Here is a 25,974-nt window from a genome sequence, read left to right on the forward strand (position 1 = left end):
CGGATCAGGCCGGGTCGGCGCCGCCGGCGGCCGGGGTCGGCCCGGCCTGGGTGTGTCGGGCGGTGCCGGTGGATCCGGGCAGTGAGCGGGTGGGGTCGAGGAAGACGAACCGGATCTCCGGGTACCGGTCGGTGAGCCGCCGTTCGGCGTCGTCGGCGGTGGCCTCGATCTGCGCGCCGGTGGCCTCGTCGCGGAAGTCGACCTTCGCGGCGACCAGGATGTCCTGTGGGCCGAGCTGCATGGTCAACAGGGTGTCGATGCGTTCCACCTCGGGCAGCCCGGCCAGATCCTGCTCGATCTCGCGGCGCAGCCGCTCGGGGACGGCCCGGCCGACCAGCAGCGACAGGTTGTTGCCGGCGAGGATCCCGGCGACCGTGAGCAGCAGCAGCCCGATCAGGATCGACGCGACGCCGTCCCACACCTCGTCGCCGGTGGCGTGCGACAGGCCGACGCCGGCCCCGGCCAGCAGCAGACCGATCAGGGCCGCGCTGTCCTCCAGGAAGACCGCCTTGATCGTGGTGTCGGCGGTCAGCCGCAGGAAGCGCCGGGGCGTGGTCTCCCAGCGTCGCGACTCGCGGCGCACCTGGCGCACGGCCCGGGCCAGCGAGATCGACTCGATGACGAACGACACCCCGAGCACGATGTACGAGACCAGGTAGTCGCCGCTGTGCTCGTGCACCAGGATCGTGGTGACGCCGTGGGTGACGGCGAAACCGGCACCGGCGACGAAGGTGAACATCGCCGCGAAGAACGCCCAGACGTAGCTCTCCTTGCCGTACCCGAAGGGGTGTCGCTGGTCGGCCGGGCGGGCGCCCCGGCGCAGCGCCTGGAAGAGCAGCACCTCGGTGGTGGTGTCGGCGACCGAGTGTGCCGCCTCGGAGAGCATCGCGGCGGAGCCGGAGATCAGCCCGGCGATCAGCTTGGCGATCGCGATGGCGAGGTTGGCGGCGCCGGCGACGACGACGGTGCCGATGCTCTCGCTCTCCGGCCTGGCCTCCGTTTGCGACATGAGGATCACCCTATGACCGCGAGGCGGTGGCGCGCCGGGGGAGGCCCGTTCCGAACAAGTGTGCGGCACGCCCGCGTGGGTGCACGGTGTGGGCGCGTCGGCTGCTAGCGTCTACCGGGTGTCGCGGACCCGCACCGAACGCCTGGTCAACCTGGTGATCTGTCTGCTGTCCACGCGACGGTTCCTGACCGCCGCGCAGATCGCCGCGACCGTGCCCGGTTATGAGCACGACCCGGACGACGCGCGCGACCACGAGGCGTTCCAACGCAAGTTCGAGCGGGACAAGGCCGAGTTGCGCGAGTTGGGTGTGCCACTGGAGACGGGCACGGCGAGCGCCTTCGACGCCGAGCCCGGCTACCGGATCGCCCACCGCGAATACGCGCTGCCCGACATCCTGCTCGAGCCGGACGAGGCCGCCGCGGTGGGCATCGCGGCCCGGCTGTGGCAGCACGCCGGTCTGGCCGCCGCCGCGTCGTCCGGGCTGGCCAAACTGCGCGCCGCCGGGGTCGACGTGGACCCGCAGGCCACCCTGGGTCTGGAGCCGATGGTCACTGTCGATCCGGCGTTCGCGCCGCTGACGGCCGCGGCCCGGGACCGGCGCGAGGTCGGCTTCGACTATCGGGTGCCCGACCGTGACGCGCCCAGCCGTCGGCGGCTGCAACCGTGGGGCGTGGTCTGTTGGCGCGGCCGGTGGTATGTGGTCGGCCACGACCTGGACCGGGCGGCGACCCGCTGCTTCCGGCTGTCCCGGGTGGTCGGCGCGGTCCGGGTGACCGGGGCGCCGGGCGCGTACGAGCCGCCAGCCAACGTCGACCTGATCAGCCACGTCGCCCGCTGGTCGGGGCCGGTGGAGCGCACCGGCCGGGCCACCGTGCTGGCCGCACCGGGCCGGGCCGCCGGGCTGCGCCGCTGGGCCGTGGACGTGACCACCGGCCCGGACGGCGACCGCCTGGTCCTGCCGTACGCGGACCCGGACGGGCTGGCCGGTCACCTCGTCGGCTACGGCCCGGACGTGCGGGTGCTCGACCCACCGGAGGTCCGCGAGGCGGTCATCCAACGACTCAAGGAGATCGCCGTCCGCCACGACGAGTTGGCCGTCGCCGGGGGTGCCCGGTGACCCGCCCGGCCGCCCGGGGCGGTTCCCGCGCGTCCGCCGACCGGCTGGCCCGACTGCTCAACCTGGTGCCCTACCTGCTGGCCCGACCCGGCATCGAGATCGCCGAGGCGGCCGGTGACCTGGGTGTCACCGACCGCCAACTCCGGGAGGACCTGGAGTTGCTGTGGGTCTGCGGGCTACCCGGCTACGGCCCCGGCGACCTGATCGACATGGCGTTCGACGGTGACCGGGTGACCATCACCTACGACGCCGGCATCGACCGGCCACTGCGGCTCACCCCGGACGAGGCCCTCGCGCTGGTGGTGGCACTGCGGATGCTCGCCGAGACGCCCGGGGTGGCCAACCGCGAGGCCGTCGAACGGGCCCTGGCCAAGATCGAGGCCGCGGGCGACCTGGTGGGTGCCCCGGTGGCGGTGCGGTTGCCCGGGGACGCCCCGCGGGTCGAGGCGCTGCGTGCCGCCGTGGAGGGCGGCCGGGCGCTGCGGATCACCTACTACACGGCCGCCCGGGACGAGACCACCGAGCGCGTCATCGACCCGCTGCGGATGTTGATGGTCGGCGGTCGGGCGTACGTGGAGGCGTGGTGTCGGCGCGCGGAGGCCGTCCGCCTGTTCCGGGCCGACCGGATCGACGCGATCACCGAGCTGGCCGAGCCGGCCACGGTGCCGCCGCAGGCCGTCCCGCACGACCTCACCGAGGGCGTGTTCCGCCCCTCGGCCGACCTGCCGCTGATCACGCTGCGCATCGGTCGGGGCGAGCGCTGGATCACCGAATATTATCCGTGCGAGCGGGTGGAGGCCGGCGACGGCGACCAGTGGCTCGTCTCCCTGCGCGTGACCGACCTGGGGTGGGCCCGCCGGTTCGTGCTGGGCCTCGGCCCGGACGCCGTCGTGGTCGCCCCGGTCGAGTTGGCCGAGCAGGTGCGGGCGGCGGCGGCCAGCGCACTTGACGCGTACGCCGTGCCCGCCCCCACGGCCGTGCCCCGGCTGCCCGCCCTCGACGCGACGAGCGCGCCGACGGGTGACCCGGCGGTGGCCGGCCGCACCCAGTAGGCTGACCGCCGTGCTGATCTGGATCGTGCTCGCGGTGGTGCTGCTCCCGCTCGTGGCGCTCGCGCTGGCCGTGCGCCCGGTGCTGACCCGGCTGCCTCGGCTGCACCGTGCCGCGGTGGCCCTGCAGCGGCGGGCCGCCGAGGCCGAGGCGCTGCGGGAGACCGCCGAGGTGTTGCAGCAACGCGCCGAGGATGTCCAACGCCAGCTCGACACCACGTCCCAGCGGCTCGCGGTGATCAAGGCCAAGCGCGGCTGATCCGGCCCGGCCGAGCCGGTTCCCGGCGACAGTTGACGATCATCGCGCGTTGGTCAAGACTTCACCCTTCGGGTCGAACCACCCCCACCCGGCGGGTGGCGGGCAGCCGATCCGCACGTACGATGGGCTGCGTACCACCCCTCGGACACAGAGCGACTGGAGCTTCTCATGGGTGCCCTCAAGCCGTGGCACATCGCTGTTCTCGTGGTTGTGCTGATCCTGCTCTTCGGTGCGAAGCGGCTTCCCGACGCGGCCCGTTCGCTGGGTCGGTCGCTGCGGATCATCAAGGCCGAGACCAAGAGCCTGCAGGAAGACGACCGCGACCTCGCCGAGAAGGCCGACGCGCAGGCCGGCTACCAGCCGCTGCCGCCGCACGCCGGGCAGCAGGCGCCGTACGCTGGCCAGCCGCAGCAGCCCCCGTACCAGCAGGCGCCGCCGCAGCAGCCGGTCGTCGACCCGGTGCACCGCGTCCGCGACAACTGACCGAAGGGCCCCACCACCGTGGCCTTCGCACTGCGTAAACGCGGCCCCAAGGCGTTCGAGCGGGCCGCCGACGGCTCGATGACGCTCATCGAGCATGTCCGCGAGCTGCGCAACCGTCTGTTCCGCGCGTCCGTGGCGATCCTGATCGGCTTCGGCTTCGGCTTCTGGTTGGCCGAGCCGGTGCTGCACCTGCTCCAGCAGCCCTACTGTGACCTGCCGCAGGCCAGATATGTCGACGGCAAGTGCGAGTTCGTGCAGCTCGGCCCGGCCGACCTGTTCCTGCTCAACCTGAAGGTCGCGCTCTGGGTCGGGTTGATCGTGGCCGCGCCGATCTGGCTGTACCAGCTCTGGGCGTTCATCGCGCCCGGCCTGCACCGGCACGAGCGGCGCTACGCGTACTTCTTCACCGCCCTCGCCGCGCCGCTGTTCGCGGCCGGCGCGGTGCTGGCGTATTTCGTCACGGCCAAGGGCCTGGAGTTCCTGCTCAGCATCTCGGACAGCGAGATCAGCACGACCCTGGAGATCACCAAGTACATCTCCTTCGTCACCAACCTGATCCTGTTGTTCGGTGTGGCCTTCGAGTTCCCGCTTGTCGTGCTGATGCTCAACTTCGTGGGCATCGCCAGCGCGAAGCGGTTGCTCAGCTGGTGGCGGGTGGCGATCTTCGTGTTCTTCGCGTTCTCCGCAGTCGTCACCCCGACCCCGGACCCGTTCGGGATGACGGCCCTGGCGCTCTGCCTCTCCGCGCTCTACTTCGGCGCGGTGGGCATCGCGTTCATCAACGACAAGCGGCGCGGGCGCGGCAAGGAGATCTACGCCGGCATCGACGACGACGAGGTGTCGCCGCTGGAGTTCGACGCGGACCCGGTCGTGGCCGGGCAGCGGGTCGAGGCGACCGCCCCGATCGGGGTGCCCGAGCCGGTCGCCCCGCCGGCGCCGATCGAGCGCCGCTACGACGACATGACCTGACGGCCCCGCGCCACCCGGTCAGCCGACGCCGTCCCCGTTTCCCGGGGGCGGCGTCGTCGCGTCAGGGCGGTGACGGCACCTGCCCCGGTGAACGTCGGGCGCCCGACCGGTACGGTGCTGCCCGTGACCGCAGACGATCACTCGCCCGGCCCGCCCGCCGATGGCCCGGTCGACCGCTTCCCGGTCGTTGAGGGCCCGGTCGACCGCTTCCCGGTCGGTGATGGCCCCGTCGACCGTGTTCCGGTCGGTGATGGCCCCGTCGACCGTGTTCCGGTCGTTGGTGGCCCCGCCGACCGCCTGCCGCTCGCTGGTGGCCCGGTGGCCGTGCTCGCCAACCCGACCGCCGGGCGGGGACGCCACCGCACCCTGCTGCCGCGGCTGCTGGACGGGCTGGCCGGCGCCGGCCGACCGGTCCGGCTGCTGGCCGCGTCCAGTCCGGGCGAGGCGGAGGCGGCCTGCCGGGCCGCGGTCGCCGAGGGCGTCGGCGCGCTGGTCGCGATCGGCGGGGACGGCACCGTGCACCGGGCGATGCAGGCGGTCGCCGGCACCGCCGTGCCGTTCGGTCCGGTGCCGGCGGGGACCGGCAACGACTTCGCCCTGGACACCGGCTTCCCCGCCGACCCGGTGGCGGCGGTGGACGTGATCGTGTCAGCGCTGCGGGCCGACCGGACCCACGTCGTCGATCTGGCCCGGATGACCGGGGTCGACGGCGCCGAGCGCTGGTTCGGGGCGGTCCTCGCGGCGGGGTTCGACGCGATCGTCAACGAGCGGGCCAACCGGATGCGCTGGCCGCGCGGCCCCCGCCGGTACGACCTGGCGATCCTGGTCGAGCTGGCCCGGCTGCGGCCCCGCCGCTACACGCTGCGCCTCGACGGGGTGCCGCACGACCTCGACGCGGTGTTGGTGGCGGTGGGCAACTGCCCGACGTACGGCGGTGGGATGCGGATCTGCCCCGCCGCCGACCCGACCGACGGGCTGCTCGACGTGGTGGTCGCGGGTCGCGTCAACCGCCGGACCCTGATCCGGGTGAAGCCGCGCATCTACCAGGGCACCCACGTCAGCCACCCCCTGGTGACCAGCTATCGGGCCCGCACCGTGGAGTTGGCCGCCGACGGCATCGTCACCTACGCCGACGGGGAACGCTCCCTGGAGTTGCCGGTGACGATCAGCGCCGTCCCGGGCGCCCTGCGGCTGCTGCGTTGACCGCACCGCCCCGATGCTGGCCGCGATGACCAGCACGACGGCGGCGCACTCCAGCAGGGTCAGGGACTGCCGCAGCACCAACCACCCGGCGAGGGTGGCGATGGCCGGGCCGAGACTCATCAGGACCGCGAACGTGGCGGTCGGCATCCGCCGCAGCGCGAGCAGCTCCAGGGTGTAGGGCAGCCCGGAGGCGAGCACCGCGAGGCCGGTGCCGAGCGCCAGCACCTGCGGGTCGAGCAGCACCACGCCGCCGTCGACGATGCCCAGCGGCAGGGTGACGAGCGCGGCGAGGGTCAGCGCCAGGGCCAGCCCGTCCGCGCCCGGGAACCGTCCGCCGACCCGGGCGCTCAGCACGATGTACGCGGCCCACATGGCGCCCGCGCCGAACGCGAACGCCACCCCGACCGGGTTCAGCCGGTCGAAGCCGCCCTGCCCGAGCAGCGCCACCCCGGCCAACGCCAGTCCGGCCCAGCCCCAACTGGCGAGTCGTCGGGCGCTGACCACCGACAGCGCCAACGGCCCGAGCACCTCCAGCGTCACCGTGGGGCCGAGCGGGATGCGTTCGATGGCCTGGTAGAACAGCGAGTTCATGCCGGCCAGCGCCAGCCCGAACGCGCCTACCGCGAGCCAGGCCGACCGGTCGTGGCCGCGCAGTCGGGGCCGGCACACGATGAGCAGCAGCACCGCCGCGATGGTCAGCCGCAGGGTCACCGCGCCGGCCACCCCGGTACGCGGGAACAGCAGCGCGGCCATGGCGGAGCCGAACTGCACCGACAGCGCCCCGCCGAGCACCAGCCCCACGGCGACGACGCCGCCGCGCCGGGCCGGTGGCGTGTCGGCCGGCGTGGGCGTGGGCAGCGGCGTCTCGGTCACGCGCACGACGGTAGGCGGTCGGTTCCGGCTCCCTCGCGGCGGTGTCGAGCTGCCGCAATGCGGTCGGCCCCGACGAGGCGAGGGTCTGCTGCCGTCCGTCCGGCTCGCGGAGGTGGGGCATACGGAGACCTCGATGGGCGGCTACTCTCCTCGGAACGGTGTTGATCCACAGTTGGGAGCTGACATGCGCCTCGACCTGGTCACGGTCTCCGCCTCGCCGCGAGAGCCCGCCCGGCACTGATCGGGCACCACCGGGGATGTCCGCCGGTGGTCCGGTGCTCCTCGCCGCGGAGCGGTCCCACGACGACCGTCTTCTTCCCTGGCTCGAGGAGAACTTGTGCGTGCCCCTGTATCCGCGCGTCTCGGCGCGGACTTCACCAAACTTTGGACCGCCGCCACGGTGTCCAACATCGGCGACGGCGTCACCATGGCTGCCGGCCCGCTGTTGGTCGCCTCCGTCACCGACCACCCGGCCTCCATCGCCGGAGCCGTCTTCGCGCAGCAACTGCCCTGGCTGCTGTTCGCCCTGATCAGCGGCGCCTACGTCGACCGACTCGACAGGCGCCGCCTGGTCGTGGGTGTCAACCTGGTGCGCGCCGTGGCCCTGGCGGCGTTGGCGGCCACCATCGCGACCGAGACCGTCACCGTGCTGATCATCTACCTGGTGCTCTTCCTCCTGGGTGTCGGGGAAACCCTCGCGGACACCGCCCTGGGTGCGCTGCTCCCGGCGGTGGTCACCCCCGACGAGCTGCCGAGCGCCAACGCCCGGCTGTACGCGAGTTTCACCATCGGCAACCAGTTCGTCGCCAAACCGCTCGGCGCGTGGCTGTTCGTCCTTGCCGCCGCCGTACCGTTCGGCGTCGACGCGCTCAGCTTCGCGATCTCCGCAGCGCTGGTGGCGGGTATCCGTACCGGTCCGGTCGCCGCGAATCCCCGTTCGCGGACCTCGCTGCGTGCCGAGGTCGCCGCCGGTCTGACCTGGTTGTGGCGACACCGCCTGCTGCGGCTCCTCGCCGTCACCATGGGCCTGAGCAACATCACGTTCGGTGCCGCGTTCGCCGTGTTCGTGCTCTACTGCCGGGATCGCCTGGGCGTGTCCGACGTCGGCTACGGCTTCCTGCTGACCGCGTTCGCGGTCGGCGGCCTGGTCGGCACCACCCTCGCCGCGACGCTCAGCCGGGTGTTCGGCAGCGCCACCGTGTTGCGGGCGGGCCTGGTCATCGAGATCGTCACGCACGTGTCCCTCGCGGTCACGACGACACCCTGGATGGCCGCCATCGTGCTGGTGGTGTTCAGCATTCACGCCATGGTGTGGGGCATCGTCGTCACCTCGGCCCGGCAGCGGGTCGTGCCGCCAGACCTCCGCGGTCGCGTCGGCAGCGTGTACGCGTTGCTGGATCTCGGCGGAGCCGCGCTGGGGTCGCTCCTCGGCGGCCTGTTCGCCAGCCTCTGGGAGATCACCACGCCGTTCTGGATCGCCGCCGTGATGATGGCGACGATCACTGTCGTGGCCTGGCGTCCGCTGCGTGCGGCAGCGGACGTCTGACTCCTCTGCCGCTCGGCCCCGAGCGGCGATGTCTCGTCGTTCGGGGCCGACACGGCTGTTCCTGGTCGCCAACGCGGTGCTACCGGCGTACGGTTCCTGGTATGACCAGCGCGATGCGGAAGCTGTCGATCTCCGTGCCACCCGACGTGGCGGAGCGCCTGGAGCGCGAGTCCAACGCCAGCGCCTACATCACCCGGGCGGTCCGTGACCGGATGCGGCTGGACGCGTTGGACGCGGAGTTGGCCCACCAGGGCATCACCATCACCGAGCAGGGCGTGGCCGAGGCGCGCGCCCGCCGTGCCGCCGTGGAGGCCGACTGGTCCCCGGAGCGCCGCGGCGCGCTTCGCGAGCGGGCCCGCCAGCACGCGCTGGACGCCGCCGCCGGCACGCGCGAACAACCGGCGGCGTGAGCACCGAGGACGACCGCCCGGTCCGGCTCGTGCTGGACCGGTCGGCGCTGCTGGCGTACCTGGCGGGGTCGGTGCATGTCGGGGAGCCGCTGCACGAGGTCATCCAGGACCGCAACAGGTTCGGCGTCACCGCCGTGACCGCGGCGGAGACGCTGGCGATCGTCAGTGACCCGAAGGAACGGGCGACCCTGCACCGGCTGCTGAGTCTCGACGCCTGCGAGGTGCTCTCGACCGAGGGGCACTCCTGGCACGAACTCAGCTTCTGGCGCACGGTGACGGGCCGTGCCGATCTGGCCACCACGGCGCTGGCCGTCCTCGAACACGACGCCTCGATCCTCACCGGGGAGGACCGGTACGGCGACGGTGAGCTACCGGTGATTCACATTCCTGCCTGACGGCGCGCGGGTCAGACGGGCAGGGCCAGGTCGAGGACCGCGCCCAGCCCGTTCTCCCGACCCGGCTCGGCGGCCGGGAGCACCAGCACCGAGCAGCCGGCGGCCACCGCACCCGCGTCGGACGGGGTGTCACCGACCATCAGTGTCTGCTCCGGGTCGACGCCGAGCATCCCGCAGGCCCGCCAGAAGATCGCCGGGTCGGGTTTGCAGCGTCCCACCTCGTACGACAGGGCGAACGCGGAGACCAGGTCGGTCAGCCCCCAGGTGTCGAAGTGCGGTCGGAGGTCGAAGCCGATGTTGCTGACCACCGCCACCGGCACCCCGGCGTCCCGCAGCGCGGTCAGCGTGGGCGTGGTGTCGGCGTACGGCAGCCAGCCCTCGGCGGTCAGCAGCCGCTCGTAGAGCGCGTCGGCGAAGCCCTCGATGCCCGCGTCGACGGTCTCGGCCAGCCCGACGTACGCGCCCCGGTGGGCGTGTTGGTAGAGATCCCGGTCGGCCCACAGCTCGGCCAGCCGGGGCGGCACCCGCGCCGGCAGTGGCCCGCCGGCGCGCCCGGCGGTCAGCAGCCGGTCGGCCAGCGAGGTGGCCTTGACACGGTCCAGGGTGACCCCGCACGCCGCCGCGGCCTCCAGCACCCACTGCCGGGGCTCCTCCACCTGGGCCAGGGTGCCGTGGAAGTCGAAGAGCACCGCCTTGACGGGCCGTCGGGACGCCCGGGGGGCGGCCTCGGCGCTGCCCGGCGGACGGGTCTGGGGCGGTTCGGCATGGTCCGGCACGCCGTGCACCCTACCGACCGCCCCCGATGGCCCAACCGGACGGCCTTGTGGGGTGTCCCGTGCCGGCACGCACTAATCTTGGTGCCATGTCGAGCCCCGCCGAGCGGTACGCAGCGGCGCGCCGCCGGGCCGCACAGGCCGCAGAGTTTCCGGCGCTGGACGAGTTCGCCCTTGACCTGGGGTTCGACCTCGACGACTTCCAGCGGGAGGCGTGTCAGTCGTTGGAGCGGGGCAGCGGTGTGCTGGTCTGCGCCCCCACCGGTGCCGGTAAGACGGTGGTGGGGGAGTTCGCCGTCCACCTGGCTCTGCGTGGGCGACCCGGCGACCCGGCGGCGGCCGACGACCCGGCGACCCCACCGGCCCGGCGCAAGTGCTTCTACACCACGCCGATCAAGGCGTTGTCCAACCAGAAGTACCACGACCTGGTCGCCCGGTACGGCGTCGACCAGGTCGGCCTGCTGACCGGCGACAACGCCATCAACGGCGACGCGCCGGTGGTGGTGATGACCACCGAGGTGCTGCGCAACATGCTCTACGCGGGCTCCAGCACCCTGCAGGGGCTGGCGTACGTGGTGATGGACGAGGTGCACTACCTGGCCGACCGGTTCCGTGGCGGGGTGTGGGAAGAGGTGATCATCCACCTGCCGGCCTCGGTCACCCTGGTCTCGTTGTCGGCGACCGTGTCCAACGCCGAGGAGTTCGCCGACTGGCTGGTCACCGTGCGCGGCGAGACCGCCGTGGTGGTCAGCGAGCACCGGCCGGTGCCGCTGTGGCAGCACATGCTCGTCGGCAAGCGGATGTTCGACCTGTTCCACGACGCCGACGCGGCGCGCAAGCACGACGTGCACCCGGAGTTGCTGCGCTACACCCGGGAGACAGCACGGCGACTGGAGTTGGGCGAGGGTCGCAGCGCGGGGCCCGGTGCCGGCCGCCGTGGCCCGCGCTGGCGTGGCCCGCTGCGCCCGGACATCGTCGACCGACTGGACCGCGAGGGCCTGCTCCCGGCGATCCTGTTCATCTTCAGCCGCGCCGGGTGCGCCGCCGCCGTGCAGCAGTGTCTCGCCGCCGGGCTGCGGCTCACCTCGCCCGACGAGCGCGCCGAGATCCGTCGCGTCGTCGAGTCGCGGGTCACCGCCATTCCCGGCGAGGACCTGTCGGTGCTGGGTTACTGGGAGTGGCTCGACGGCCTGGAGCGCGGCCTGGCCGCCCACCACGCCGGCATGCTGCCGGTGTTCAAGGAGATCGTCGAGGAGTTGTTCGTCCGCGGTCTGGTCAAGGCGGTCTTCGCCACCGAGACCCTGGCGCTGGGCATCAACATGCCGGCCCGGTGCGTGGTCCTGGAACGGCTGGTCAAGTACAACGGCGAGGCGCACGTCGACCTGACCCCGGGGGAGTACACCCAGCTCACCGGTCGGGCCGGCCGCCGGGGCATCGACGTGGAGGGGCACGCCGTGGTGGTGTGGTCCCCGGAGACCGACCCACGGCACGTGGCCGGTCTGGCGTCCACCCGCACCTACCCGCTGCGCTCCAGCTTCCGGCCGTCGTACAACATGGCGGTCAACCTGGTCGGCACGGTCGGCGCGGAGCCGGCCCGGGCGCTGCTGGAGTCCTCGTTCGCCCAGTTCCAGGCCGACCGGTCGGTGGTCGGCCTGGCCCGGCAGGTGCAGCGCAACACCGAGACCATCGAGGCGTACGGCGCGGAGGCCGCCTGCCACCACGGCGACTTCGACGAGTACTTCGCGCTGCGGGTGGCGATCGCCGACCGGGAGAAGGCGATCGCCCGGCAGGGGCAGACCCAGCGCAAGGCCGCCGCGGTGGCGTCGCTGGAGCGGCTGCGGGTCGGCGACGTGATCCGGGTGCCGTCGGGCCGGCGGGCCGGGCTGGCCGTCGTCCTGGACCCGGCGACCGGCGGGTTCGGCGAGCCCCGGCCGATGGTGTTGACCCAGGACCGCTGGGCCGGTCGGGTCAGCCTCGGCGACTTCACCACCCCCGCGGAGGTGCTGGCCCGGATTCGGGTGCCCAAGCACTTCAACCACCGTTCACCGGCCGCCCGCCGGGATCTGGCCGCCGAGGTCAGCGGCACCGGCCTGGACCGGCACGGCGGCCGACGGGGTGGCCGTTCCCGGCAGGCGACCGGCGAGGACCACCGGCTCACCCAGCTCCGCACGGAGCTGCGCAACCACCCCTGCCATGCCTGCCCGGAGCGCGACGACCACGCCCGCTGGGCGGAGCGGCGTCGGCGGCTGGAGCGCGACACCGAGGAGCTGCGCGAGCGGGTCTCCGGGCGGACCGGGTCGCTCGCGCGGACCTTCGACCGGATCGTGGCGCTGTTGACCGACCGCGGTTACCTGGGCCGCGACGGCGCGGTCACCGACGCCGGTCGGATGCTCGGTCGGATCTGGACCGAGGCGGACCTGTTGGTCGCCGAGTGTCTGCGCCGGGGGGTGTGGAACGGGCTGTCGCCGTCGGAGTTGGCCGCCGCGGTGTCCGTGGTGGTCTTCGAGGCGCGCCGCGACGTCGACGAGCGGGCGTCGTTGCCGCGTGGGCCGGTGGCCGACGCGGTGGAGGAGACGCTGAAACTGTGGGGCGAGATCGAGGCCGACGAGGCGGCACGCGGGCTGACCGCGACCCGGGAGCCGGATCTGGGTTTCGCCTGGCCGGTCTACCGGTGGGCGCGGGGCGAGGCGCTGGCCAAGGTGCTCGGCAGCGGTCACGAGATCGACGGTGAGATGCCCGCCGGTGACTTCGTCCGGTGGGCGCGGCAGGTGGTCGACCTGCTGGGTCAGCTCGCCGACTCCGGCGGTGCGACACCGGAGCTGCGGTCCACCGCCCGCCAGGCGATCGCGGCCGTCAACCGGGGCGTGCTGGCCTACCACACCTCCGCCTGATCGTCACACTCAGTAACGGTCACCGACGAGTCGGCGCTTCGGACAGTCACCGCAACAGCACCCCCCGAACAGCTCGGGGGGCGCTGTTGCGCCTGATCACGCCACCCCTGATCATTGCCGAGCGCAGTTGTTGACGCGCCGGTAACGATCGGGGAGAAGAACGCTGTGGCGGACATCAATCACTTTGAGTACGGGTGGATCACACCTGCGCTGAGCTACGCGTTGTCCGTGCTCGGCTCGGTCCTCGGGCTGGTGTGCGCCGGGCGTATCCGCACCGCGCGCACCCCCGGCCAGCGGGCCTGGTGGGGCCTGCTGGCGGCCTGGGCGCTGGGCGGCACGGCCATCTGGGCGATGCACTTCATGGCCATGCTGGGCTTCGCCGTGCAGGGCACCCGGATCCGCTACGACGTGCCGCTGACCGCGGCGAGCACGGCCATCGCCGTGGTGGCGGTCGGCATCGGCCTGGCCATCGTGGGCACCGGCCGGCTGAATCCGGTACGCCTCGTCGCCGGTGGCATCTTCACCGGTGCCGGGGTGGCCTCCATGCACTACACCGGGATGGCGGCGATGCGCCTCAACGGCAGCCTCGGCTACGACACCACCCGGGTCGTGCTCTCGGTGGTCATCGCCGTCGTGGCGTCCACAGTCGCGCTGTGGCTCGCGATGACCGTCCGCCGAGGGTTGGCGATCTTCGCCTCCGCGCTGGTCATGGGCGTCGCCGTGAACGGGATGCACTTCACCGGCATGAGCGCCCTGTCGGTGCACCGGCACGAACGCGTGGGCGGGGTGACCGGTGCCCAGGTGAGCACGCTGCTGGTGCCGATCATGGTGGCGGTGATCTTCGGCGTGGTCGGTCTGCTCTACGCCCTGCTCGCCGCACCGACCGACGACGACCGGGCCGCCGCCGCGTACCTCGATGGGCGGCGGGCCCCGGAGCCGGCGCCCGCGACGCCCGCCGTCGCCCCGGATCCGGTCGGGTTGCGTGCCCGCTCCACCCTCGGTCAGCCGGGCACCCCGTTCCCGTCCCGCCGGGACAACCCGCCGCGCTGAGCGGCGACGGGGCGGGTGGGGGGTCAGGTCGGCGGGCGGTCGGGTCGACCGTGGTCGATGCGCAGGGTGGCCAGCAGCCCAGGATGGTCGGTCGCCCCACGCATCGCCACGGACCTGCGACAACAGAGACCGATGTCGGTCGTCGCGACGAGGTGTTGCCGCGCGCCGTCGTCGATGCGCTGGTGACCCGGCGGCGTGCAGGACCGCACGTCCGGGTCGCCGCCGTCGAGGAGGTTGAGGTCGCCACCGAGCAGGACTGGCGCGTGCCCGGTACGCCGGCGGATGGGCGGCAGGATCGTGTCGAGCAGGTGGCGGCACTGGGTGAGCGCGACACCGTAACCGGTGTTCGCCAGGTGCGTGGTGCAGGCGAGCAGGACCCCGTCGACGTCGACGCAGAGCCAGGCGCGTTCCTCGGGGTCCGCGAGGTCCTGCGTCGGGTGGATCCCGTGGTACACGGCGGGCGGGGTGTCGGTTGTCCGCACCCGCGTCAGCAGTCCCACGCCGTACGGTTGGCCGTTGCGGCACCGGGTGTCGTCCCCGCTGGGGCGGTCACCGGCGGCCTGGAACGCGGACACGACCCGCCGGCCGCTGTGGACCGTCGCGAACACCCGCTCCAGGGTGGTGACGTCGTCCCGGCAGATCTCGTTCAGGGTGACCAGGTCGGGTGCCTCGGTGCCGATCACCTCGGTGGCCCGGTGCACCGCGCGGCCGGTGAAACAGCCGGCGCGACCGCTGTTGCAGAGGTTCATCTGCAGCACCCGCAGGATGGTGGGCCCGGTGTTGTCGGTCGAGCTGGTCACCGGCGGCCCGGCGGGTAGTGCGGCGGCGGCGATCAGGCAGCCGACGGCCAGGGCGCGACGCAGAGGGCGGTGCGAACGACGGTCGGCCACACGGCCTCCGGGGTGCAGAGGGCGACAGTCCTCGCCGGGGTGCCCGTGATCCTACTGAGGACCGGCCCCCGCCCGGGCGGCCGAGGGGGCACCCGCGGTGCGCGTACCCCCTCAGGCACCTAGCGGGTGCGGACCGCGACGACCGTGTACGGCGTGGTCGGCGTCGGGGGCGTGGTGAAGCGGCCGTTGGGCAGGTAGAGCCGGCCCAGCGCCTCGGCGACGGTGGTGGGCACGTCGAAGCTCGGGTCGGTGATGGTGCCGGTGACCGTGCCCCTGGTGCCGGCGTGGTCCAGCGTGGCCACCGCGATCTGGTTGAGGCTGTTCTGCACGACGTAGAGGGTGTGGCCGCGCAGCAGCAGCCCGTCGCCGTTGGTGAAGGTGTAGCCGGGCACGTCCACGACGGTGGTCGTGCCGGTCGCCGGGTCGACCCGGTACAGCGTCCCGGTGTTGGACTGCACGACGATCAGCGCACTGCCGTCCGGTGTGGTGGTGATGCCGTTGAGGTTCACGCCGGTGCCGACCTGCGCGTACGCCCCGGTCAGGGCGATGGTGGTGAAGCTGTCGGCGGGCGGCAACGCCCCACCGCGACCGAGCGGCAGCCGGTAGAGCACCGGTCGGTGGGAGTCGGTGAAGTACGCGGCGTCGGGGGTCAGGATGACGTCGTTGACGAACGTCGGGGTGGTGGCGAACTGGTAGCTCGCCAGCACCTCGCCGGTGCGGGTGTCGAGCACGCGGGCGTCGCCGGCGGTGCCCCCGGCGACGAAGAGCCGGCCGCGTGGGTCGATCTTGAGGCCGAGCGACGGGGTGCCGGTGGGTGCGCCGATCGTCGTGCCCCGGCCGGTGACCAGGTCGAGGCGCTGGATGGCCCCGGTGGCGCGGGAGCCGACGTAGGCGTACCGGCCGGCGGTGGCGATGCCCTCGGGTGGGAACCCGTCGGGCAGGGCGAGGACGGTGGGCGGCCGTCCCGTGGGGTGCGCCTGTGCGGGCGCGACGGCGACGGAGGTCAGCAGGACGGCGGTCAGGGCACCGCCGAGCGCGGCCCGAATGGGTCGGTTCACTGTGCTCCTTCCGGGCGGAGGGCGGCACGAGCCGACAGATCCGCCACGATCACTGGGGCCAGGACCCTGCCCACTGTACGACCGCTGCCGACCGCCCGCCCGGCGTCGCCGGCGCGGTCCTCGGGGGTGACCGCGCCGGCGAGCCGGCGAGCTGGGGCCTGTGTCGAAGCCCCTGGGCGGATCGTCAGGCGTTGCGGACCAGCCGCCAGCGGTTGTCCGCGCTGCCGTTGTCCGAATCCTGCACCGCCTGGGCGCCCAGGGCGGTCGAGGCGTTCAGGATGCCGAGCAGCTTGTTGCTGTGGACGTTGCGGATCTTGTAGGTCCCGTCGCCGTTGTCGACGAGGATCCATCGGTGGTCGGCGGTGCCGTTGTCCGCCCACTGCAGGACCCGGGCGTTGTCGGCGGTGGACATGTTCTCCACACCGAGCACCTTGTTGCTGTGGGCGTTGCGGAAGCGGACCGCGTTGCCGTCGGTCACGACCACCCAGTTGTGGTCGGCGGTGCCGCTGTCGCTCCACTGCACGGCCAGGCCACCGTCGGCGGTGGACATGTTCTGCACACCGAGGACCAGCCCGGTGCCGACGTTGACCAGGCGGTAGCTGCCGGTGGGGCCGCCGCTGCCGCTGGTGTTCCAGTAGACCGTGTAGTTGTAGCCGTGGGCGTCGTAGAAGGGGGCGAGGTTCACCGTGGACCCGTTGGCGGTGGCGGTGAACGCGAGCGAGCTGGTGCTGGTCCGGGTGATCGAGGAGACAGTCAGGGTGGGCAGGGTGCTCAGCGCCGTGTTGCCGTAGTTGCCGGCCAGCACCGTGGGGCCGTAGGTGACCGCGCCGACGTTGGCGTTGTCGTTGGCGGCCTTGACGGCGACCTGCATGGGCAGCCGCACGGTGATGGTGTCGCCCGCGGCCCAGGTGCGCGTGACCGTGGCGTAGCTGCCCGGCGTGGTGGTGACGTTCTCCATCGTGCCGTTGACGGCGATCGTCGCACCGCTGGTCCAGGACGGGATCCGCACCCGGATGCTCCAGGAGCCGCTCATCGAGCCGCCCAGGGTCAGCGTGGTGGTGTCACTGACCGGGAAGCTGGTGGTCTGGGTGACCGTGATGCCGCGCTGCGTCCAGTCCAGCACCGACGGCGTGAACAGGTTCACGCTCAGCGTGGTGCCGTTGTAGAAGTAGATGGAGTCCATCAACCTCGTGTTGATCTCCAGGCCGGTGCCCTGGCAGCACCAGAACGAGTTGTAGTCGGTGCTCCAGGTGCCGCCACCCCACGCCGGGCCCACACCCCGACGACCACCCGGGCGTAGCGGGGTGAAGTAGGTGATGTGGCCGCGGCTGTCGGCCGAGTTCTGTCCGCCGATCAGGTGGTTCATCAGCGCGCGCTCGTAGTAGTCGAAGTAGTCGGCCCGGTTCGGGTCGAGCAGCCACAGCTCCCGGGTCAGTTTGAGCATGTTGTACGTGTTGCACTGCTCGCAGGTGTCGTTGGTGAGGTAGCCGGCGATTGCGTTGGGCGGCCGGAAGTGCTCCGCCTGGCTGTTGCCGCCGATGACGTAGGTGTGCGCGCCGACGGTCATGTTCCACGCGTTGCTGGCGATGTTCCGGTAACGGGTGGTCCCGGTGGCCTTGAACTCCCGGGCCGCGCCGATCCACTTGGGCACCTGCGTGTTGGCGTGCTTGCCGTTGAGCTGGTCCTGGTTGTTGGCCAGCGGGTCGAACACGCCGGCGTGGTCGAACCGCTGCGCGGTGGCGAGCCACCGGCTGTCGCCGGTCTGCTGGTAGATGTCGGCGAGCACGTCGTTCATGCCCCCGAACTCGGTGCCCAGCATCGACTGCATCTGGTTGTAGCTCAGTCGGCTCGTCCGGTTGTCGACCCAGCCGGCCAGCGACAGCAGCACGGTGCGGGCCTGCGTGTTGCCGATGTAGCGCCAGACGTCGAGCAGGCCGGCGAGGGTCTTGTGGATGCAGTAGTAGGGCACGTTGCCGTTGGACAGCGTCCGCGCTTCGAGCGCGGTGAAGTCGGACTCCGGGAAACCGGAGAGGTAACCCGCGCCGAACCCGGCGGCACCGTTGTTCGCCTGGCACTTGGCCAGCTCGGCGACCATGTAGTTCGCCTTGTCCCGGCAGGTGGTGTCGCCCAGCACCGCGTACGCGTACGCCCACGCGCTCAGGAAGTGGCCCTGCATGTGGGTGCGGAACGGGAAGTTCGGCGCGTCCCAGCCCCCGTTGGTGGCGGCGCCGTTCGTGGACAGCCGGTGGTTGGCCCGGAAGTTGTAGAGCATCCGGTCGACGTCGACGAACCGCAGGTAGTTGAGCGTCCGCGACTGGTTGTCCATCCAACGGCCGGAGGTCAGCCGCACCTGACCGAGGTCGAACGCGTACGCCGAGACGCCGATGTCCGCCCGGACCGGGGGAACCACGGCGGCCGCGGCGCTGCCGGCGGCGAGGGTGGTGCCGGCGGCGGACACCACCGCGGTGGCACCGGCGGCCTGAAGGAGGTGGCGACGGCTGAGGGGCAGGGATGGCATGGAAACCTCCAGGGACTGTGGTACGGGGACGGGTGCGCTATGGGGGGTGCTACGCACGGTGGAGTTCTGGCGGTCGGCGGTGCTCGAACTGCCACGGTGCGCGTCGGTGCTGGCGGTCGTCGGCGCGGCGTGGTGGAGCGGTTGCCGCCGTGGACGCGACGGGCTGCCCGGGGGCCTATCGCGGCACATCGATGTGATCGCTAACATAGTTGGTCGTTAACACGCCCGCAACCCCCGGGTGTGCCTCGCTGATCACCCTGGCGCCTCGGTCGGGTGGCGGCACCCCGTGGCCCCTGGTCGGTGGCGGTCGAGGGGTGGCACTTGGTCCGGAATGGACACCGATGGGGCTTCTGGCCACCACAAGATAACAGCGCGTAACGGGCAGCCGTTGCCGGCGGGCGGCGGCCGCCCCGTTGACGTCGGCCGCACGGCTCAGTACGTTGCATCGTAAATCTTGGATGTCGTCGTCGCTACATCCTCGCGGCGATGTCGTTACGGCGGGCACTCCGCATCGCTCAAAGTCCAGGTCAGACGCTGAGGAAAGCATTGACGAAGATCTGTTAGCGCTAACACGGGTGCCGCCCGTGCTCCTTCGCACGCGCACGGTGCGGCCCGTCCGACCGGCAACCCGGGTAGCGGTGACTCGTCGACTCGACGCGGGCCTCGCGCACAGCGCACTCTCTCTGGGAGTAATCGTGAAGGTGAGAACCCGAACCACCACCACCCGGACCACCCGTGGGCTCAGGCGCGCCATCGCCTGGCTGGCGAGTTTCGTCTGCGTCCTCGCACTGGTCCCCGCCACCGCCTCGAAGGCGGACAATCCGATCGTCCAGCACATCTACACCGCCGATCCGGCGCCGTTGGTGCACGACGGTCGGGTGTATCTGTACACCGGGCACGACGAGGACGGTTCGACGTACTTCACCATGCGCGACTGGCGGGTGTTCTCGTCGGCGGACATGGTGAACTGGACCGATCACGGGTCGCCGATGAGTCTGGCGACGTTCGCGTGGGCGGATGCCAACGCGTGGGCCGGTCACGTGGTCGCCCGCAACGGGAAGTTCTACTGGTACGTGCCGGTACGGCAGCGGTCGAACGGGCAGATGGTCATCGGCGTCGGCGTGGCGGACAGCCCGACCGGGCCGTTCCGTGACGCGCTCGGTCGGCCCCTGGTGGGCAACAACGAGATCGATCCGAACGTGTTCATCGACGATGACGGGCAGGCGTACCTGTACTGGGGTAATCCGGGTCTGTGGTACGTGCGGCTGAACGCGGACATGATCTCCTACTCGGGCAGCGCGACGCGGATTCCGTTGACGACCGCGGGCTTCGGCACTCGCACGGGGAACGCCTCCCGGCCGACGCTGTACGAGGAGGGGCCGTGGGTGTTCAAGCGCAACGGGTTGTACTACAACGTCTTCGCGGCGGAGTGTTGTTCGGAGTTCATCGCGTACTCGACGGCTCCCGGTCCGACGGGCCCGTGGACGTACCGCGGGACGATCATGCCGCGGCAGGGTGCGAGTTTCACCAATCACGCCGGGGTCGTCGACTTCAGCGGTGGATCGTACTTCTTCTATCACAACGGTGCGTTGCCCGGCGGTAGTGGTTACACCAGGTCGGTGGCGGTGGAGAAGTTCTCCTACACCTCCACCGGGATGTTCCCGACGATCACGATGAGCACGACCGGGGCGCCGCAGGTGGGGACGCTGAACCCGTACGTGCGCCAGGAGGCCGAGACGATCGCGTGGGGCTCCGGGATCGAGACCGAGGTCTCCAGCGAGGGCGGTATGAACGTCGGTTGGATCGAGAACGGCGACCACATCAAGGTCAAGGGCGTCGCGTTCGGCGCGGGCGCGACGTCGTTCACCGCCCGGGTCGCCTCGGCCACCAGCGGTGGGCGTATCGAGGTCCGCCTCGACAGTGCCACCGGCCCGGTGGTCGGCACCTGCACCGTGGGCGGCACCGGCGGCTGGCAGGCCTGGACCAGCACCACCTGCGCGGTCAACGGCGCCACCGGCACCCACGACCTGTACCTGCGCTTCGCCGGCGGCAGCGGCAACCTGTTCAACATCAACTGGTGGCAGTTCGCCGGCACCGGCGGCAGCGGCACCGTGCTCACCAACGGTGACGTGGAGAACGGCACGACGGGCTGGGGTGTGCACGGCAGCGGGACGCTCTCCCGGAACACGTCGGTCGTCCACGGCGGCGGCGGGTCGCTGTCGATCACCGGCCGGACCGGGGCGTGGAACGGCCCCGGCCAGGACGTGACCTCGAAGCTCACCAACGGCAAGACCTACACCACGAACGTCTGGGTACGGGCGCAGAGCGGCACGCCGTCGGCCAAGGCGACCCTGTCGCTGACCGCGAACGGCACGACGAACTACCTCCAGCTCACTCCCGCCGTGGGGGTGAACGTCAACGGCTGGACCCTGCTCACCGGCACGACGACCGTGTCGTGGAGCGGGACCCTGTCCAACGCGACCTTCTACGTCGAGACGGCGGCGGGCACCGACGGCCTCCTCGTCGACGACGCCTCGTTGCAGTGACGCGTGCTGCCGGAGCCGTCCGTGGACGGCTCCGGCAGCAGACGTGCCCCGGCGCGTGACGACCGGAGCGACTCGCTTCCCGGTGGCGGATCGTTACGACTTGACGAACGGCATGTTATCGCTCACAGTCGATGGTTGAGGGCGGGCGCACCTGTGGTTCACCGGGCGAGCCTGTCGGCCGCACCTCGGAGCTCGACGTCCGCCCAGGGCATGCCGGACGTCGTGTCGGGGTCTCCCACGACCGGTGCCGTGCTGGCGACCGGGCTTCCTGGTTTCGCGTTCGTGAGCCGACCCCACGGCGGGCTGGCGTCGACATCGCCGATGTCACCGACTTCGCAGGAGCGGATTTCGGGCGCTGCACCTCCATCACCGAACCACCACAGACAAGGAATTCGCATGAATCACAAGAGAGTCCTGCGATTGGCGGTGACCGTCGCTGCCACCGGCGCGCTCGCCGCCGGGATGACGATGACGCTGACCTCCACGGCCAGTGCCGGCACGACATTGAAGGCGTCGGCGGCCGAGAAGGGCCGTTACTTCGGCGCGGCCGTCGCGGGGCAGAAGCTCTCCGACAGCACGTATGTGACGATCCTGAACCGCGAGTTCAACAGTGTCGTGGCCGAGAACGACATGAAGTGGGACGCGACCGAGCCGCAGCAGGGTCGGTTCAACTACACAGGTGGTGACCGGCTGGTCGCGCACGCGCAGGCTAACGGTCAGAGTGTGCGGGGCCACGCGCTGTTGTGGTATCAGCAGCAGCCGGGTTGGGCGCGGGACATGTCCGGTAGCGCGTTGCGCAGCGCGATGATGAACCACGTCACGCAGGTGGCGACCCACTTCCGGGGGAAGATCCATTCGTGGGACGTGGTGAACGAGGCGTTCGCCGACGGTAACAGTGGTGCGCGGCGTGACTCGAACCTGCAGCGCACCGGCAACGACTGGATCGAGGCGGCGTTCTACGCGGCGCGGGCGGCGGATCCGGGTGCGAAGTTGTGTTACAACGACTACAACACCGACGGGATCAACGCGAAGTCGACCGGGATCTACAACATGGTGCGGGACTTCAAGTCCCGTGGTGTGCCGATCGACTGCGTGGGGTTCCAGTCGCACCTGGGCACGTCGTTGTCCAGTGACTACCAGGCCAATCTGCAGCGTTTCGCCGACCTCGACGTGGACGTGCAGATCACCGAACTGGACGTGATGAGCGGCGGCAACCAGGCCAACATCTTCGCCGGGGTCACCCGCGCGTGCATGAACGTCTCGCGTTGCACCGGCATCACCACGTGGGGCGTGCGCGACTGTGACTCGTGGCGTGGGTCGGACAATGCCCTGCTCTTCGAGTGCAGCGGTAACAAGAAGGCCGCGTACACGAGCGTTCTGAACGCCCTCAACGCCGGCCCCGCCATCACCCCGTCGCCGACGACCCCGGGGCCGACGACGCCTGGCCCCACCACCCCTCCGCCCACGACTCCGCCGCCCACGACGCCCCCGCCGGGCCCGGAGGGTTGCACGGCGTCGGTGTCACTGAACTCGTGGACCGGTGGTTTCGTGGCCAGCGTGAAGGTCACCGCCGGCTCGGCCGGCACGAACGGGTGGAACGTCAGCGTCACGTTGCCCGGTGGCGCGAGTGTCACCAACACCTGGAGTGCGACGGCCAGTGGCTCCACCGGCACGGTCCGGTTCGCCAACGTCAACTACAACGGCCGGCTCGCCGCCGGCCAGGTCGCCGAGTTCGGTTTCCAGGGCACCGGCAGCGGGGCTGGCATGACGCCCACCTGCACCGCCTCCTGACCGAGCACGCCTGACCGACCCGTCCCCGTCGGCCGGTGTGCGGGACCGTTCCTGGTCCCGCACACCGGCCGTTCGCCGTGCACGAGCCGATCAGGAGTACGGCAGCCGCACCACCGACTGGTTGCCGATGCCCACGGTGCTGGGGTTGTTGCCGATCGCCGACCAGATCTCCACCCGGACCGTGCCGTTGCTCAACGTGCCCAACGTGCCGGTGGCCGAGGCCAGGCCGGCGCTCTGGGTGTAGTGCTCGTAGCCGGGCACCGGGTCGGTGGCGAAGTAGCGCAGTGTCTCCACCCGTTCCCAACTGCCGTTGCCGGTGAGGTCGTAGGAGATCCGCACCTGCACGCCGTTGCCGACCGCCGTCCCGGCATCCACGAACAGGTCGACCGCGGTCTGCCCACCGGAGTAGGCGAGGTTGAGGCCGGTCGTCGTGAAGACCTGCGGGTTGGTGGGCGTACCGTCGTGGTTGCCGTTGGCTGCCGCGACAGTCGTCGTGGCCGCGCTGCCGGCGGCGCCCAACCCACCCCCGGGCAGCAGGTACCGGGTGGGACCGCCGGTCGTCGGCGGCGGGGTGGTCGTCGGCGGCGCCGTCGTGGGTGGCGGGGCCGTCGTGGGTGGCGGGGTGGTCGTCGGTGGGGTGGTCGTCGGACGTACGCCGCCGGACGCGTTGCCGCCACTGAAGGTGTACGCCCCGGTGGTCGCCGTCTTCCCGGCTCCCACGGTGAGGGTGGTGCCGTTGGAGAACGTCACGGTGATCGGTGCGGCGGTCGGGTTCGACGCCGCGTAGGTGCGCGCGCCGTTGCGTGAGAACACCGCCGACAGCGGGTGGTTGCCGGTCACCGTGGTGTCGATGTTGCCCAGCGCCGCGAGGTTGCGGATCCAGTGGAAGGTGTGTGCCCGGCTCTCGCCCTCCTCTGGGGTGTAGCCGGGGTTCGCGCGGAGGTTCGCCAGCGCCGCGTCCGGGTCGCCGAGGGCCTGGAACTGCCAGAGGATGTCCTGCCACACCGTCGGCGGCCCGCCGTTGTTGCGGACCAGCTCGGCGTAGTTGGTCCGCACGTACGCCGGGTTGTTGCCCAGGTAGAGGTGTCCGCCGGTGATCGGCAGCAGGTTGATGCCCTGGATCATCTCCGGCTCGCCGCTGAACCAGGTGGCGTACGCGCCGCCGTCGCCCCAGACCATGCCCACCGTCGAGTGCCCGAAGGCGGCGGGGAAGTTCTGGTCGCTGACGTCGAACCAGTACTCCGCGATGGCGGCGGCCTGGGTGGTGTAGAGGAACACACCGGCGTCACGGACGGCGGTGTCGCCGGTGACCTGCCCCCACTGGATGAGGGCGCTGGCGAAGTTCATCCCCTCCGACGAGGACTCCTGGTTGTTGCCGGAGCCGAACGAGCCGTGCCCGGACGCCCAGTCGTGGCCGGCGTAGATGTCGAAGTCCCGCAGGTAGGGGAAGCGGGTGTCGTCGCGGCGGTAGTTGTTGGCGTCGCGGATCAGCAGGTCCACCATGCCGCCGTAGCGGCTGGTGGTGGCCCAGGTCGGGTCGAACTTGGCGAGCGTGGCGGCGGCGGCGATGAAGTAGCCGTAGTGGAAGTGGTGGTCGTTGAGTTCCTGGTCGGAGCCGTACGACGCCGGGTAGCCGATCAGGGTGCCCCAGTTGTTGTCGTAGTAGAAGACCCGGCTGGTCTTGCCGCTGGACGCGGTGAACCAGTCGGTGAGCGTGCCGCGGATGGCGTTCAGCGCGCTGTCGCGGGTCGCGGTGTCGTTGACCAGGTCGGCGATCTCGGCGATGCGGGCGGCCCGGCCGAGCCCCTTGCCGGTCCAGTAGGTGTCGTTGCCGCGCTGGTCCATCGGGTTGGCGCGGGCGGCGGCCAGGTGCCCGGTGAGCGTCGACAGGTCACCACCGCTGCCGTCGCCGACGGCCGGCAGCTCCGGCAGGATGCCCTGGAACTTCATGGCGGTACGGAACTGGTTGACGCCGGTGAGCACCTTCATCCGTCCGCGGGCCGACGGGTAGGTCGGCGTGATCGCGGTGGACCCGCTCAGCGACTTCCACTGGTGCGGGTAGAGGCTGACCACGGTCTGTGTGGCGGTGCCCTCCCGGGCGGTGGTGGTGAACGCGTACGTGGTGGTCAGGCCGCTGGTGGCCGGGTTGTACGCGTACGAGACCTGGGTGCCGGTCACGTGGGCGTGCGCGTACCGGCCGTAGGTCGCGGCCAGGTCGGCGCGTTCCGTGGCGCTGGACGTGGGCGGCAGCAGGGCGACGGAGAAGTAGCCCCGGCCGGCGAGGGTGGACGAGATCCGGCCCCCGGCGACGGTCCAGGTGGCGCCGCTGGGCGCGTACCCGACGTAGTCGTGACCGTTGACCCGGAAGCCGATGGTGGCGCCGCCTGCGGACCACACCTCGGGTGTGCCGGCGGTGCCGATCACCGCGTCGCCGCCGGTGGCCTGGAAGTACGCGAAGGGCAGCCCGTGGCCGATGGTGGCGCGCATGGTGCGGGTGCCGTCGCTCCAGTGTGGGCTGACCGTCCAGTCGGTCCAGCCGTCCACCCTGACCTGGGGTGCGCCGAGCCCGGCCACCCCGACCCGGATGTCCTGGACGTAGGGGTAGTGGTATTCGCCGACGCCGGTCGCGGTGCCGCTGATGGCGGGCGTGGAGTTGGCGGAGAAGCCCAGGCCGTCGGTGAAGGTGTCGTACGAGATCGGGTGGGCGTGCAGCGGTTCGCTGAAGGAGCAGTCGGTGCGCTTCCACAGCAGCGAGGACCACCAGTCGTTGGTGGGTATCGGCCCGGCCGGTGCGTTGGCGGTGGCGAACTGCCGGGGGTTGCTGGACATCGCGCCGCACCCGGTGGGGAGGGGGCCAACCGGGGTGGTGGTGTAGCTGCCGGCGCCCACGGGTGCGGCCTCGGCTGCGCGGGTGACGGGGATCGCGAGACCGCCGACGACCAGGGCCAGAGCGGTGGCCGTGGCCAGGGCCCAGCGGCTGCGGGGGACGGGAGGTTTCATGGTGCCTCCATCGCGCGGCGGGATGCGGCCCTTGCCGGGCCCGACGCGGTGCGTCTGAATTGGGGGGAAGGTCGAGTGAGAGAGCGCTCTCACAGGTCACGGTAGTGGAGCACCGAGATCCCCGTCAATGTGTCCAACCCGTTG

19 protein-coding genes and 1 pseudogene are annotated in these 25,974 nt (G+C 71.5%); 13 read left to right on the forward strand and 7 right to left on the reverse strand.

The features are described from left to right. Positions 1-4: 4 nt before the first annotated feature. Positions 5-1,009: a cation diffusion facilitator family transporter gene (locus ACGFIQ_RS34240; RefSeq protein ID WP_393250155.1), complete on the reverse strand. Its 1,005-nt coding sequence runs from the start codon at positions 1,007-1,009 to the stop codon at positions 5-7. A gap of 118 nt (positions 1,010-1,127) precedes the next feature. On the opposite strand from ACGFIQ_RS34240, the gene ACGFIQ_RS34245 reads away from it, so the two are divergent. From ACGFIQ_RS34245 to ACGFIQ_RS34270, 6 genes are all read left to right on the forward strand, one after another. Beyond that, positions 1,128-2,126: a helix-turn-helix transcriptional regulator gene (locus ACGFIQ_RS34245; protein WP_393250157.1), complete on the forward strand. Its 999-nt coding sequence runs from the start codon at positions 1,128-1,130 to the stop codon at positions 2,124-2,126. Beyond that, entirely contained in the window at positions 2,123-3,178 is a 1,056-nt protein-coding gene (locus ACGFIQ_RS34250) for a helix-turn-helix transcriptional regulator (RefSeq protein WP_393250159.1), read from the forward strand. The genes ACGFIQ_RS34245 and ACGFIQ_RS34250 overlap by 4 nt, the downstream gene beginning before the upstream one ends. A gap of 10 nt (positions 3,179-3,188) precedes the next feature. After that, the gene (locus ACGFIQ_RS34255; RefSeq protein ID WP_357067263.1) at positions 3,189-3,434 is read left to right on the forward strand and encodes a hypothetical protein; all 246 of its coding nucleotides are present in this window, start codon (positions 3,189-3,191) and stop codon (positions 3,432-3,434) included. Between the two features lie 168 nt (positions 3,435-3,602). Further along, positions 3,603-3,917 (forward strand): Sec-independent protein translocase subunit TatA, encoded by a 315-nt coding sequence (gene tatA / locus ACGFIQ_RS34260; RefSeq protein ID WP_393250161.1) that lies wholly within the window; start codon positions 3,603-3,605, stop codon positions 3,915-3,917. An 18-nt stretch (positions 3,918-3,935) separates the two neighbouring features. Beyond that, complete coding sequence (tatC, locus tag ACGFIQ_RS34265) at positions 3,936-4,886, forward strand: twin-arginine translocase subunit TatC (RefSeq protein WP_393250163.1); 951 nt, start codon at positions 3,936-3,938, stop codon at positions 4,884-4,886. A 297-nt stretch (positions 4,887-5,183) separates the two neighbouring features. Next, complete coding sequence (locus tag ACGFIQ_RS34270; protein WP_393250221.1) at positions 5,184-6,089, forward strand: diacylglycerol kinase family protein; 906 nt, start codon at positions 5,184-5,186, stop codon at positions 6,087-6,089. A 69-nt stretch (positions 6,090-6,158) separates the two neighbouring features. Here ACGFIQ_RS34270 and ACGFIQ_RS34275 read toward each other — a convergent pair. Further along, positions 6,159-6,842: pseudogene (locus ACGFIQ_RS34275) on the reverse strand (DMT family transporter); the annotation flags it as partial. A gap of 457 nt (positions 6,843-7,299) precedes the next feature. On the opposite strand from ACGFIQ_RS34275, the gene ACGFIQ_RS34280 reads away from it, so the two are divergent. From ACGFIQ_RS34280 to ACGFIQ_RS34290, 3 genes are all read left to right on the forward strand, one after another. Beyond that, entirely contained in the window at positions 7,300-8,508 is a 1,209-nt protein-coding gene (locus ACGFIQ_RS34280; RefSeq protein WP_393250165.1) for an MFS transporter, read from the forward strand. Between the two features lie 101 nt (positions 8,509-8,609). After that, on the forward strand, positions 8,610-8,918 hold the full coding sequence (locus ACGFIQ_RS34285) for a hypothetical protein (RefSeq protein ID WP_393250167.1): 309 nt from the start codon (positions 8,610-8,612) through the stop codon (positions 8,916-8,918). Then, the gene (locus tag ACGFIQ_RS34290; protein WP_393250169.1) at positions 8,915-9,313 is read left to right on the forward strand and encodes a PIN domain-containing protein; all 399 of its coding nucleotides are present in this window, start codon (positions 8,915-8,917) and stop codon (positions 9,311-9,313) included. Before ACGFIQ_RS34285 ends, ACGFIQ_RS34290 begins: the two co-directional genes overlap by 4 nt. A gap of 11 nt (positions 9,314-9,324) precedes the next feature. Here the strand turns inward: ACGFIQ_RS34290 and ACGFIQ_RS34295 are convergent, their stop codons facing one another. Then, entirely contained in the window at positions 9,325-10,089 is a 765-nt protein-coding gene (locus ACGFIQ_RS34295; protein WP_393250171.1) for an HAD family hydrolase, read from the reverse strand. An 86-nt stretch (positions 10,090-10,175) separates the two neighbouring features. Between ACGFIQ_RS34295 and ACGFIQ_RS34300 the strand changes: the two genes are divergently transcribed. Further along, positions 10,176-12,977, forward strand: coding sequence for a DEAD/DEAH box helicase (locus tag ACGFIQ_RS34300; protein WP_393250173.1), 2,802 nt, complete (start codon positions 10,176-10,178; stop codon positions 12,975-12,977). Between the two features lie 165 nt (positions 12,978-13,142). After that, positions 13,143-14,027: an MHYT domain-containing protein gene (locus ACGFIQ_RS34305; protein WP_393250175.1), complete on the forward strand. Its 885-nt coding sequence runs from the start codon at positions 13,143-13,145 to the stop codon at positions 14,025-14,027. Positions 14,028-14,050: 23 nt separating this feature from the next. On the opposite strand, the gene ACGFIQ_RS34310 is transcribed toward ACGFIQ_RS34305, so the two are convergent. From ACGFIQ_RS34310 to ACGFIQ_RS34320, 3 genes are all read right to left on the reverse strand, one after another. Next, positions 14,051-14,917 (reverse strand): endonuclease/exonuclease/phosphatase family protein, encoded by an 867-nt coding sequence (locus ACGFIQ_RS34310; protein ID WP_393250177.1) that lies wholly within the window; start codon positions 14,915-14,917, stop codon positions 14,051-14,053. Positions 14,918-15,036: 119 nt separating this feature from the next. Beyond that, a complete protein-coding gene (locus tag ACGFIQ_RS34315) occupies positions 15,037-15,975 on the reverse strand; it encodes a superoxide dismutase (RefSeq protein ID WP_393250179.1) in 939 nt (312 codons plus the stop codon). 184 nt (positions 15,976-16,159) lie between these two features. Next, entirely contained in the window at positions 16,160-18,493 is a 2,334-nt protein-coding gene (locus tag ACGFIQ_RS34320; protein ID WP_393250181.1) for a beta-L-arabinofuranosidase domain-containing protein, read from the reverse strand. Between the two features lie 752 nt (positions 18,494-19,245). Between ACGFIQ_RS34320 and ACGFIQ_RS34325 the strand changes: the two genes are divergently transcribed. Together ACGFIQ_RS34325 and ACGFIQ_RS34330 are read left to right on the forward strand one after the other, a co-directional pair. After that, positions 19,246-21,039, forward strand: a complete 1,794-nt coding sequence (locus ACGFIQ_RS34325; protein ID WP_393250223.1) for a family 43 glycosylhydrolase — start codon at positions 19,246-19,248, stop codon at positions 21,037-21,039. A gap of 396 nt (positions 21,040-21,435) precedes the next feature. Further along, on the forward strand, positions 21,436-22,830 hold the full coding sequence (locus ACGFIQ_RS34330) for an endo-1,4-beta-xylanase (protein ID WP_393250183.1): 1,395 nt from the start codon (positions 21,436-21,438) through the stop codon (positions 22,828-22,830). 90 nt (positions 22,831-22,920) lie between these two features. Here the strand turns inward: ACGFIQ_RS34330 and ACGFIQ_RS34335 are convergent, their stop codons facing one another. Further along, a complete protein-coding gene (locus tag ACGFIQ_RS34335) occupies positions 22,921-25,830 on the reverse strand; it encodes a glycosyl hydrolase (protein ID WP_393250185.1) in 2,910 nt (969 codons plus the stop codon). Positions 25,831-25,974 lie beyond the last annotated feature (144 nt).

The sequence above is a fragment of the Micromonospora sp. NPDC048898 genome, assembly GCF_043198035.1.
GTDB lineage: Bacteria > Actinomycetota > Actinomycetes > Mycobacteriales > Micromonosporaceae > Micromonospora.

Excerpts from the sequence above, each read along its gene's own strand:
- ACGFIQ_RS34300 (WP_393250173.1), top strand. The coding sequence starts at position 10,176 with ATGTCGAGCCCCGCCGAGCGGTACGCAGCGGCGCGCCGCCGGGCCGCA.
- ACGFIQ_RS34335 (WP_393250185.1), bottom strand. The coding sequence starts at position 25,830 with ATGAAACCTCCCGTCCCCCGCAGCCGCTGGGCCCTGGCCACGGCCACC.
- ACGFIQ_RS34240 (WP_393250155.1), bottom strand. The coding sequence starts at position 1,009 with ATGTCGCAAACGGAGGCCAGGCCGGAGAGCGAGAGCATCGGCACCGTC.
- ACGFIQ_RS34320 (WP_393250181.1), bottom strand. The coding sequence starts at position 18,493 with ATGCCATCCCTGCCCCTCAGCCGTCGCCACCTCCTTCAGGCCGCCGGT.
- tatA (WP_393250161.1), top strand. The coding sequence starts at position 3,603 with ATGGGTGCCCTCAAGCCGTGGCACATCGCTGTTCTCGTGGTTGTGCTG.
- ACGFIQ_RS34285 (WP_393250167.1), top strand. The coding sequence starts at position 8,610 with ATGACCAGCGCGATGCGGAAGCTGTCGATCTCCGTGCCACCCGACGTG.
- ACGFIQ_RS34330 (WP_393250183.1), top strand. The coding sequence starts at position 21,436 with ATGAATCACAAGAGAGTCCTGCGATTGGCGGTGACCGTCGCTGCCACC.